Here is a 12,148-nt window from a genome sequence, read left to right as displayed (position 1 = left end):
ACAAAATTTGTGTCATTTTGTGCGATAACTTTCTTTATTATTTTCTTTTAGGAATTTAGAACACTTTATATATATATATATATATATATATATAATTATAAATGCATCTAATTAAATTTCTATTATATGTTGTATTGCTCATATATCCTGCCTTCTTTAACAAATAATAAAATTAATCAAACATTGTGATTATTTATTCGTGTCTAAATTATAAACAATAAAATTTGAAGTAAAAGAATTTTTAAAAAATGCAAAAATATGTGTCAAGTGCAAATCAAAATATAAAATTTTTTTTACCTTGGTTTCATGCTTTACGATTAAATAAATTTATCTTATTTAAGGTTTTTGTCCATTTCTTTGAGAACCATAGATTTTTAACTTTCAGTTAGTTTAGAAAAACTTTTACCATCAAAATTGTTTTTTGAGAATTCATCAGCTCATGATTTTTGTTTCAATGAAAGTTTTTTATATTTATATAACTATTGCTACTATAAACGATAAAGTTCTCAAAATACTTATTAAAATATTTTGATTAATTCAAAATTTTAAATGTTTTATCCTTCTCCTTATTCATCACTATCTATGCCATACATATCTGATAATAATGTGATTATTTTATTAGTTCTAGTCATAATTTTTTTATTTGTTATATTTTTTCACTTTTGAATATTTACTAAACAATCTTTATAACCAACATAAAGAGGATTTTTAACAAGATTATTTTTATAATCTTCTTGCTTTCCGACAAAATCTTTATCTTTAATAGTTGCATTTAATTCTTTATCTATTGGCAAGCCATTACCTATTAAATTAATGTAGTTTAATGTCACATTTCCACCCTGCTTACCTCTGTTGGTAGCTTCCATATGTTCATAGGTATTAGATGTTGTATAGAAGGTATAATAATCTTCTAATTTACTACTTGAATCTAAATCAAGAGATTCAATGGATAAATCATTAGTTAGATATCACATAATCCTTTTTAATAATAAGTTGTACTTTTTATTTTGTGAATTATTTGATTCTGTGTCGTTAGCAACCTTATAAACTTTCTCAAGTTCCTTTTTCAAAGTTTCTTTAAAAGTTTTTTTTGGGATTTTATGAAAAACATTAAGTGTACTTTTAAACATCAATGTTTTTAATTCTTGAATTGACATATTAGGTTTTTTATAGAATATTTCTGCAAGTTTGAAAATTGCTTTACTATAGGATCTTGCATCAAAAGCTGTATGAAGTCAATTAAAATGTCATTTTTCTATTACAAAAAGTAAATTTGCAATATTTGAAAATACTTTTGTTGGTTTTGCATTTAAGGGTTCCTTATTAAACAAATTATGCTTATCTAAAATTGCATAAACCAATGGAATATAAGTTGTATACTTTCCATTTTGAACAATTATGTCTATATGAGGTATTAATCATTTTATGATGCGTTTTTTATCTTCATCAATCTTCAAAATATCTAACTTATTTTGAAGATTATTAATAACATTTTGCGTTGTGTGAAGTATCAAAATAATTGTTGCAAATTTAACAAGGTAATTTAATATGTCAGCAGCTTTTTTGCCCTCTTCCATTTTTTTATTTATTGCATCATCTATGTAAATAAATGTTTTAGATAATTTGCTATATTCCTTATCCGGAAGATCAAATTTAAACCCATTTGAAACAAAATGATAATTTCTAGCGAGACAATCCATGTATGAAGAAGTTTTTGCACTTTCAGATGAAAATTGTTTTTCGAATTTTTCCTTAAAAGTATTCATAAATTTTTCAATAGCATTTCTACTTAGGTTTTCATCGCAAGCAATACCATATAATTTACTTTTGAGTAATTCAATATCTTCTAAAGGCTTAGTTAATAGATTCATTTTTTGGTAATATAAGAAATCTTTTTGTGTTGTTGTTGTAATAAGAACAATTCTAAATTTTTCTAAAAAAATATTTGTATAGTTGATCAACCATTCATCATCATTTTTATTTATTTTAAGATATTCAGATAATTTTTCATATATAGATAACAAATTGTCGTAAATTATTTTTTGTTCTTTATTAGAACATTTTTTAAAAGTATTGGCTATCATTGTACTATCACCTGATAAAAGAACATCAAAATTTTTATAAGATTCAGAGTTTTTTATTCCGACAAACTTTTTGATAATTTTTGTAATTTTAACTCCATCACATTCTTGATCAATTTCAAACATATCACAAAGAATTTTTGGAACTTTTTGATTTTTATTTAAAAGAATTTTATACAAAACAAAAGAAACTAAAATTATAGTTGTTGTTCTTTGCTGACCATCAATAATTCTATATGCGTTAATATCAGAATCTACTGGTTTAGAGTGCAAAATTGTTCCAAAATAATAAAAATCATCTTGTTTGTTTTCAATATAATTTTTGATATCTTCTAAAAATGTGAATACGTATGAATCGCCTCATGTATATTTTCTTTGAAAAATAGGAATTTCTATTTCTCTTCTCTCTATAATTTCTTTTATATATTCATATATTGACAAATTTTTTACAGAAAATTTAATATTTGGATTTTCTTCTTTTTTATAAGGAATAATTAATTCTTTTGAAACTGTTTCGTTTTCAGAAAATAAAACACTTTTTGCCATTCTTACTAAATCTACATCTAAAAGTTGTTTTACATCATTTAGAATTGAATTAAATTTTGTTGTTGAAAGGCCTTTAGTTGCTTCTTCCATTTTATTTATAATTGTTCAAAAATTTGAATATGTAAATACTTTTTTAGTAAAAAATGAATTTATTTCTTCGATATAAACATTGTCTTTTGTTAATTTTGCATAGCTATATAAAAAAGAAGAAGAAATAGAAAACATTTCACTTTTACCATTTTCAATTTTAACTTCGTCTATTCTTTTATCATCAAAATCATCTTCTTTTGATACAAGTTTTTTTAAAAATTCAATCCACTCATTAAATCTGTTTTTCAAATTTTTAAAAACATTTATTAAAAATTTTTGTTCAAATTGATCACTATTTGTTTCATCAAATGAATTTTTTATTATTTCTAAAATTTCTTCTGAAAGAAGATAACGATCGTTATTATCGTTTAATTTATTTAAAACATTAAAATAGATGTAAGTTTTTAAAAACATTATTTTTGTTTTATTTCCATATCCTTTAGCTGTATAAACTTTTAAAGTTTCGTCTTCTCTTAATGTTGGATTTTCAAAAAATCAATTCTTACCATCAAAAACAACAATAATATTTTTTTCGTCCTTGTTAATTATTAAATCTAAAAAGTTGGGGTTTTTTACTCATTCAAAAATACCATTCGAAAAAAATGTATAAAGGTCAGTATGGATTATTGAAGGATTTAAAATTCTTGAATTTTCTATTCTTTTTTTATTTTTTTGATTCATATATTACTCCTTATTTTTTTATGAAAAATTTCATTTTTGTTTTAGATTCAAATGAATATGAAAAAAGAACTATTATTTCAAATAATAGTGCTATTAATAAATTATGTGGAATCAAAAAACAACTTACTAAAAAGTAAACTAGATTTATTACTTAGTATATATATATATATATATATATATATGTGTGTGTGTGTCTAATTAAACTTCTGTTATATGTTGTACATTTCATATGTTCTACTTTCTTTAACAAATAATAAAATTAATCAAACATCTCAATTATTTATTCGTGTTTAAATTATAAACAATAAGAATTTAAAGTAAAAGAATTTTTAAAAAATACAAAATAGAGGTGTGTCAAGTGTAAAACAAAAGTAAGAACTTTTATAATGTTTTTAATATAAAGAAATACCAAATTAATTCAAGAATAAGTTATCAATCAAAAAAGAAATTTAAATATAAAATAATTGCAAATAATTTGAACAAATCGATAAATAAAATAAGTAAAAAAATAATGAAAAAAGGATATAGAAAAAACCCATCTCGTAGAATTTTGAACCAAATGAGATGGGTGTATTAGAACTATGGTTCCTATGGAATTATAATTTTTTTATGTAAATTTTAAAAGTGAATTTAAATATAAAAAGTTCTTACTTTTGTTTTACACTTGACAAAATCAAATTCATTAATTTTATATAAAAAAGTCAGTAGACATAACACTTCTCGATGTGGCTGCTCCATTTCTGTCCTGACCAGATTACAAGGTTATTATTCTACTAACATTTAAAATTATAAACAAAATATGAAAAATAAATACCAATTAATTTATTTTGTAAAAATTTTGTGTCAAGTGCAAATTTAAATTAAAATTTATTTTTTCTTTTTAAAATACAAGAAAATTGTTACACCTAAAACAAATATTATAGCTACAGTAGTTCCTACAGCGATATAAATTGTTCTATTTTGAGATTTTTTTGCATTTTCGTATTCTTCTTTTTTAGTGTTCTTATTGTCAATTGCATCTCTTGTATCTTGAAGTGCTTTATTAATTTTTTGTTTTGCTGCTTCAATATTATTTGGATTGTAATTTTGATCAACAATTGCTTGTTGTTCAGCAATTAAAGTTGCAAGATTTTCAGCAAGTTGTAATTCTGTATCTTTAATTGATTCTTTATATGCAATGGCTTGCTCTTTTGCTAAAGCAAATTCATTCTTTTTATTATTAATATTTTCTTTAATTGAATTTAATAATTCTTGAAGGGCTTGCGTTGCACTTTTAACTTCTTGAGGTTCAACAGCGCTTTCATTTACTATTTGATTTTTTTGATTAATTAAATCAATAATTCTTTGCGCATCCTCTGAATTTGATGCCGCAATTATGTCTTTATAGGCTTCGGCTTCTGATTTTTTACTTTCATAAAGTGTTTTTTCAGAGCTGACAAGATTATTTTTAAATGAATTATTTTTCTCTACTAAAATGTTTTTAGCTTCTTCAATTTCATCAATTGTAACATTTGAAGAATTAACAACTTGGTCTTTTTGTGCAATTAATGTTTCAAGAGCCTGAACCTCTGTTGGGTAATCATTTTTATATTTATTAATCGTTGCATTTAGAGATTCTTTGGCATTTTCGTATTCTGTTTTTTTAGCATTTTTAATTTCACTAAATTTAGAATTGTATGCAACAACTAAATTTTGAAATTCAGATGGAATAATTCTATCGTCATTAGAATTCGCAATTTTATCATCATTTGCTTTGTTTTGAATTTCGTTAACTATTCCTTGTAATTCACTATATAAAGTCGAATCTAATATTGAAGAATTTAAAGTATTAAATTCTCTTACTTTAAGTTCTGCTTTTTCTCTTGATTGTGTTGAATATACTAAATTAGATTGTGTTGAAATTATTAGAGATTTTGCTTCTTCAATCTCTTCTGTAGTCAAATTATTTGCATCCTGCAATAATATTTCTGCATTTTTAATAGCTACATCATAAGAAGAATATGTAACGGTTGTATAATCATCTGAATTTGATTTTTTGGTATTAACAAGTTCACTAAGTTCTGCAATATTACCTTTAATTTTAGGATTATCTATAATAATTCTCAAAGCATTGGTTATTAAATCAATTGATTCTTTTGATATATATTGACTATCTCTAACTTCTTCTGCATATTGTTTAATTTTTTCATATTTTGTTTTATAACTATCTAATCATTGATCTGTATCAGGTGTTCTAGATATTTGATTTTCTAATTCATTTTTATCTCCTGGTAAATGATTAACTTTAGATAATACTATTTCAGATATTTCAGGAATTTTATTAGTTCATGAAATCTTTAATGATATTATTTTTTTATTAGTTGGAAGATCAAAACTATTTATAGTTTGAGAAAGTTTTCCTAAAACAATATTTTCTACATTGTTTGATGATTCATCAAACAATTCTGCAATAACTTCCGCAGAAGAGACATCACCATATTGAATTATTTTTACGACTTTAAGATCTTGTGAATCTTGGATTTTATATGAAATATGTCCATTAGCCGAACTGCCTTTATATGTTGTGTTAAAATCTTTATCAATCATATTTGAAGGTAATTTATTAGGTTCTTCTATGGTTCCAGAAAAGTAATTTGATGTTTCTTTTGAAATGTATTCTCCATTATTAATAACAATTTCATTGAACATAATTGCTCTATTTGGATAATTAGCTAATATTTCAAATTTAATGTATCTAGCATTTTGATTTAATTCATCAGAACCAACATATCTAACATTTGGATAGTTACTATCTACATTTCAAAGACCTAAACTTACTAGTGTTCCTTCTCTATTTGAATCAGTTGTTGAGTCTCCAACAACAAAAGCCTCGGTTCATATATTTCCATTTTCTGATAACAATACTTTTGCATCTCTTAAATAATCTGAATGATTATCATTTGAATATATTCTTAATGAGTTAATATTAATTGTTTTTCCAAGATCAAAAACAAATTCATCTCCTTTTTTTGGATTTCCACCAAATTTAATAGTGGTATTCATATTGCTATCAAAGGCAGCACCATTTTCTCTTGTATCACCTCAACCATTATTATTTTCTATTGTAGCATTAACTAATGTACCAAACGCAACATTTGAAGCAATAGTTAAATCAAATTTTGAAATATCAATTGTTTTTTGATCTGCCTCCTTATTTATTATTCTTAAATATCTGAAGCTCTTGTCTGCTAATTCATCCATTGAAGAAACATTATTTCACACTAATGAATTATCAGAATATTGAATTGTTAAACCACTAAATGATGAAGAGTTAAGTTCTACCTTTTCGACTGGTAAAATATCACCTAAATCGTAACCAAAATATTCGTCTTGATTTAAAATAATTCCATTTTGAGGTTCAAAACTAAAACCACTTGAAGATTTAGTAGCTTTTAATTCTTGAGAAGATTTGTTAGTATAAACATTTTTAGAACTAGTTCTAGTTTTTTCAATAACAGAAAGTTCTTTTATTTTTCATCATGTTCTAGCATTTGATGTACTTGTAACTCTTAAAGAATCAACATATGATATAGTTGAAGGAACATCAAACTCGACAACGCCTCCAGCTCCAGTAACAGTTTTTATTTCTTGTCAATTATTATTTCCGCCTAGTGAAACCTCAAATTTTAGATTACTCATTTTATCACCAGAATCTGCCTGTACAAATTTAATATGACTTAACTCTAAAACTTTATTGAAGTTTACTACTATTCCGTCTCCAGCACGTATATTTCCTTGACCACTTGTTCCACCTGCAATTCATGCATAAGTTGTTTCATCGCCGTCAGTTATATATCTAAAATTGTTGTTTTTGGCATTATCATTAATACTACTATGATTTGGGATATGTGAGTTGCTGCCTTTTGCCTTACCAATTACTGGTTCATTATTATAACCAGTTACTTTAATTTCTCCTACCCGTCATCAAATTCTTTTGTTTTCTTTATTTATAACTCTAATTTTATTTGTTAAAACTCTATTTAACACAGTTTGTTCTAAACTATTATCTAAATTACCAAATTTTTTTCATTGATTATCATTATTATCAAAATATTGAACTTCACCCTTATTAATGACATCACCATGTTGCGAATTACCTTGACTAAGATATACGGAAGTAACTTCTTTTATCTGATCTAAAATAAGTTCAAAACCCGCACCATTATTAGTACGTGAACCATCACTAGAAATTCAATACTCGGTACTGATATTATCATCAAGAAGATTACTTGTTGAACCATGATGAGAACGAGAACCATTACCAACTAAATTAATTTGTGAAATAGTAATTGTATCATCATCAGTGTTGATTGTATAATCTTTATTAATATGGAATGCATTTAAAGTAAATCAACTATCATCTCCATTGTCGGCTGTTGAAATTAATCTAACACCCAAAACCCCAGAAATATTAATATCTCTTTCATCTATTTCTCTAACTTGATCTCTAGGCATTTCATAATTTTTACCAGGAATATCATTTCAATTAGTTCCATCAGTTGTATATTGCAATTTTGAATGATATAAATGATTTTTACCATTTTCTTGTTTAATATAAATGTTCTTTAATTCAATTGGTTTTGAAAATTTAACACCAAAATAATCATTATTTTTTATAATATTTGAACCATCTTTATATCTTTTTCATTGAACTGTTGTTGATGAATTTAAATTAAATAAATCATTTGGATTTCCAGAAGTAGAATTTATAAAAGAATTAGAAATAAAAGTAAATCTATTTCTTGTTTCATCTAAAACATCTTGTTGTAAATTACCTACAAAGTTTCCTAAAAAATTGATAAAAGGAGTTATGTGTTGTGGACCAACTTCTGCTCTTTCCATATGATCAACGTAATGAAATTTATGATTTCTAGAAGAAATTAAATTATTTCTTCCTCTATTATAATTTTCAATCGCATCAATTGTGTTACCAATTTTAAATTCTTTAAGAGATTCTAAAAAATAATTTGCTGCAGATGTAATATCTTTTCAAGCATCCAATCAATAAATAATTTGATCTCTTATTCTTGAATCTCCCGGATTATTTCTATATGTTTCTTGAGCTTTGTATAATATTTTAAATTCATTAATTAACAAGTCAATATCTTCTACTTGATAAGTATTGTTATTTAATTTTTCTCTAAAAGTGTTTAATTTTTCTTTCAAAATTGATGACTCTTCCAATTTAACAACACGACTATCCATTTTTTGATTAATCATGTGCTTCGAAAGTTCTTTTAAAGCAAGAGAAGCAAGAGTATCGTATGAAGATTTTGAATCAACATGTTTAAATGATGCATTATAAGCTTTGTCTGCATCATCTTTACTTTTTCAAATATTTCATGTATAGTCTGCATTTCCAAAAATAGCCACTTTTGAAGGTTCTGATTGTTGCATAGGATTTAAAACAACACCTTCTAAATTATTTGGGTTTACAGAAGGGTGTAAAAATTTATCATATCCACCCATAATTAAGTGAGATTTTGAATTATCAGAACAAGGTCAATTTATTCATAAATAAGGAGCTCTTCCCGCATTAGTAGTAAAAGAATTCGTAAAATTAACTGATGATTCTCCTCAAACTCTTCCACCAGTTACCAGAATTTGAACTTCTGGTGGATAATTTTTGTAACTACTATTGTTTCCTCAACCTCCATAATCAGTAGGACAAAAAGCTAGAGTCTCTTTTAAATCTGGATATGTTTGTTTTTGTTCTTTAATTCATGCCACCATATCTGTAAGTAATTTAACGTAATTAGAACCACCAACATCTCTAGCATCATCTGCTAAAATTGCAATTTGTCTAACCCCAACTTCTATTGCTTGTAAAAACTTAGCTTGTAGTATTTGTAAGTCGTTTTGATAATTAGATTCTGTATCAAATCTAATTGGTCTATGCATAAACGGATGTAAAGCAAAAACAAATCTACATTTAGAATTATTTCCAGCCTTTGCTAATGGCTTAATAAGTCTATCTAATTCCTCTTGTGTGTATAATGTTCTTCATTCTCTATTGTGTTTGGGATCATCTTTTGGCGCGTAAAAATAAGAATTTAATTTATAGTAACCACTTCATTCCATTAATTTTGAACGGTCTTCTACACTTCAAGGATTACCATAGTAGCCTTCTATAAAACCACGACTTTTTACATCTGCATAATCTTCAATAGTAAATTCTCGTATACTGCGTGAAATTTGATTAAAAATATGATACAAGGTTGTCAAGCCATAAAATGTTGAATCATTGTCTCTACCATAAACAGTAATAACATTGTCATTATTATCTAAAACATACGAATCTGTTTTTTCAAATAGATTCGCTGTTGAAACACCATTTTTTATATTATTATCAAAATAATTATCAACAAAATTATCTGCATTATCTTTTGTACCAATAATTATATTTGTCATATCCCGTTTTATTTCACGAGATTCAGAATAAGACAAATGTTTAAGATTCATTATTTCTTGCAATCTTGCTTTTGTTGCTTGATCAATACCTTCTTCAATAATAAAATTAATTTTAGAAGTAATTAAATAATCTTCATCTCTATAAGCAACAGTATGAGGATTTGGAAAAATCTCATATTCCTTATATTTATTAGTTGGTGTGCTATTTGTTGCTCCTGATGCACTAATTATTGCTGTTAGAGAACCCAACAAACTCATTCCTGATAAATTAGTTATCAAATTCTTAACTATTTTTTTCATTCTTCTCCTTTTTATTTTTAAACATTAAATTCGCATTATATTTTAATTATAAATATAAAAAGGCCGCCTTATGAAGAAACAATTTAAACATAAAAATAAAACAATGAAATTTAAAATTATAAATATCTTTTATTGTGGAAAATTTTCATATTAATTTTTTTTATATATAATTAAACTATGAAAAACTTCTCATATAAAGATATCTCGAAACTAGCTGGAGTTTCGATAAGCACAATTAGCCGTTATTATAATGGAGGATATGTTAGCAAAGCTACTAAACAAAAAATTACTAAAATTGTAAAGGAACATAATTACTATCCAAATCATGGAGCTCGTTTAATAAGAGGCAGAGATAACTCTATTTTTGTCATTGCTCCAGAATGATTTGAAAGTGCATACACACATATTATGAATGGTATAGAACAGGGCGCTAAATTACATGATAAAAAAGTTTTAATTACCTATTCATCAAGTAATATTGAAGAATATATTGAATCAATTAAATATGTATTGTCTTGAAAACCGGGTTCAGTTGTCTTTTTTTTACCAAGTGATCCATCTAAAAAAATTGTAGAATATTTAAAACAAAATTTAGGAGACATACCAGCAATAATTTACGGCCAAAATGAAGAATTATTTAATTGCATTACAATAGATTTTGAAGACGCGTTTGAAAAATTAACAACACGTTTTGTTCATTTTATTGAAAAAGGCCAAAAAATTATTTATGCTGAGGATGGGAAATTGAATGAAGAACAAAAAGAAGCTAGACTTTCTGGATTTAAAAAGGCATGTAAAAAACTTAATATTGAATACGAAATATGTACTCTAAAAAACAAAGATCCAAAACAAATACATCAATTTTTAAATAATTTAAGATTAAATAACCATGTAAATGTTGTTTGCTCAACCCATGAAGTTTTTGTTAGTTTAATCTCTTCGCAAGATAAAAATTTAAGATTAACAGATATTGGTTGACTTTCAATATTCGATTATCAACATAAATATAAAACAAAAATATTTTTAGATTATCCTGAAATAGGGCTAATTATGGAAAAAATATTATTTAACAATATTATTGATGGAACTATGGAAAGTAAAATTATTAAACCAAGAATTGTATAAAAACTACGTAACCCAAAATATACGTAGTTTTTTTATAAATATTTATTTAAAACCTTTTTGATGTACTTTTCATTATCTTTTCTTTTAATATCTTCACGCTTATCAGACTTATTCATTCCAATAACAAGTGCAATTTCTATTTTTATTTTACTTTTATTATTAAAATAAATTTTTGTTGGTATTAATGTTCCACTAGGTTGTTTTTCTAACTTATGCGCTAAACGAAGCAATTCGTTTTGATGCATTAAAAGTTTTCTTTCTCTAGTTTCATCTACTTTTAATAACATATATTTGCTAAATGAAGCATTACATAATCATAATTCGTTTTTTCTAAAAAAACAATATGAATTAGTTAAATTCACAGTATTTGCTCGAGATGATTTTACTTCTCAACCTAATAAAGAAATTCCACATTCATGTTTCTCTATTATTTTATATCCATGCAATCCTTTTTTATTTTCACTTATAATTTTCATAATTTTAATATTATAAATTATTTAATTAAATATATCCTTTTATAATTATGAATAAAAAAGATAGAAAAATCTATCTTCTTATTTTTCGTGATTAAACACTCTTGTTTTAAATGCTTCATATGGTACAAAACCCATACCCTTTTCAACAATTGTGTTATCTTTAATAATCATTCATGCTGGAATACTTGAAACACCTTTTTCCACAGCAAATTCTTTGTCAATATCAATATCAACACGAAATACAGGAATATTATCTTTTTCTGCCAATTCTTCTAATGTATTTTTGAACATTTTACATGGAGGACATCATTGCGCATGAAAAACTAAAACATGTAAACCTTTTAAATTAGATACTAAATCTAAATATTCTTCTTTTTTAACGTCTTTTAACATTTTTTC

General features: G+C 25.0%; 5 protein-coding genes and 1 other RNA gene. 1 reads left to right on the top strand and 5 read right to left on the bottom strand.

Features of this window, described 5'->3' with window-relative positions:
* Positions 1–566: 566 nt before the first annotated feature.
* The 3 genes from T388_RS0100455 to T388_RS03800 form a co-directional block, all read right to left on the bottom strand.
* Positions 567–3,398, bottom strand: a complete 2,832-nt coding sequence (locus tag T388_RS0100455; RefSeq protein ID WP_027120384.1) for a DUF262 domain-containing protein — start codon at positions 3,396–3,398, stop codon at positions 567–569.
* 688 nt (positions 3,399–4,086) lie between these two features.
* Positions 4,087–4,183: signal recognition particle sRNA small type (gene ffs / locus T388_RS03830), an RNA gene on the bottom strand.
* Between the two features lie 82 nt (positions 4,184–4,265).
* The gene (locus T388_RS03800; protein WP_051586172.1) at positions 4,266–10,148 is read right to left on the bottom strand and encodes a glycoside hydrolase family 84 protein; all 5,883 of its coding nucleotides are present in this window, start codon (positions 10,146–10,148) and stop codon (positions 4,266–4,268) included.
* A 177-nt stretch (positions 10,149–10,325) separates the two neighbouring features.
* On the opposite strand from T388_RS03800, the gene T388_RS0100440 reads away from it, so the two are divergent.
* The gene (locus T388_RS0100440) at positions 10,326–11,273 is read left to right on the top strand and encodes a LacI family DNA-binding transcriptional regulator (protein WP_027120383.1); all 948 of its coding nucleotides are present in this window, start codon (positions 10,326–10,328) and stop codon (positions 11,271–11,273) included.
* 32 nt (positions 11,274–11,305) lie between these two features.
* Here the strand turns inward: T388_RS0100440 and smpB are convergent, their stop codons facing one another.
* Positions 11,306–11,749 carry an SsrA-binding protein gene (gene smpB, locus T388_RS0100435; protein ID WP_027120382.1) on the bottom strand — a complete coding sequence of 148 codons (444 nt, stop codon included), beginning with the start codon at positions 11,747–11,749 and terminating at the stop codon, positions 11,306–11,308.
* A gap of 78 nt (positions 11,750–11,827) precedes the next feature.
* Positions 11,828–12,142 carry a thioredoxin family protein gene (locus T388_RS0100430; RefSeq protein WP_027120381.1) on the bottom strand — a complete coding sequence of 105 codons (315 nt, stop codon included), beginning with the start codon at positions 12,140–12,142 and terminating at the stop codon, positions 11,828–11,830.
* Positions 12,143–12,148 lie beyond the last annotated feature (6 nt).

It is taken from the genome of Mycoplasmopsis lipofaciens ATCC 35015 (assembly GCF_000686585.1).
GTDB lineage: Bacteria > Bacillota_I > Bacilli_A > Mycoplasmatales > Metamycoplasmataceae > Mycoplasmopsis > Mycoplasmopsis lipofaciens.
The sequence above is the reverse complement of the archived record's forward strand: the minus strand, read 5'-3'. Positions and strand labels throughout refer to the sequence as shown.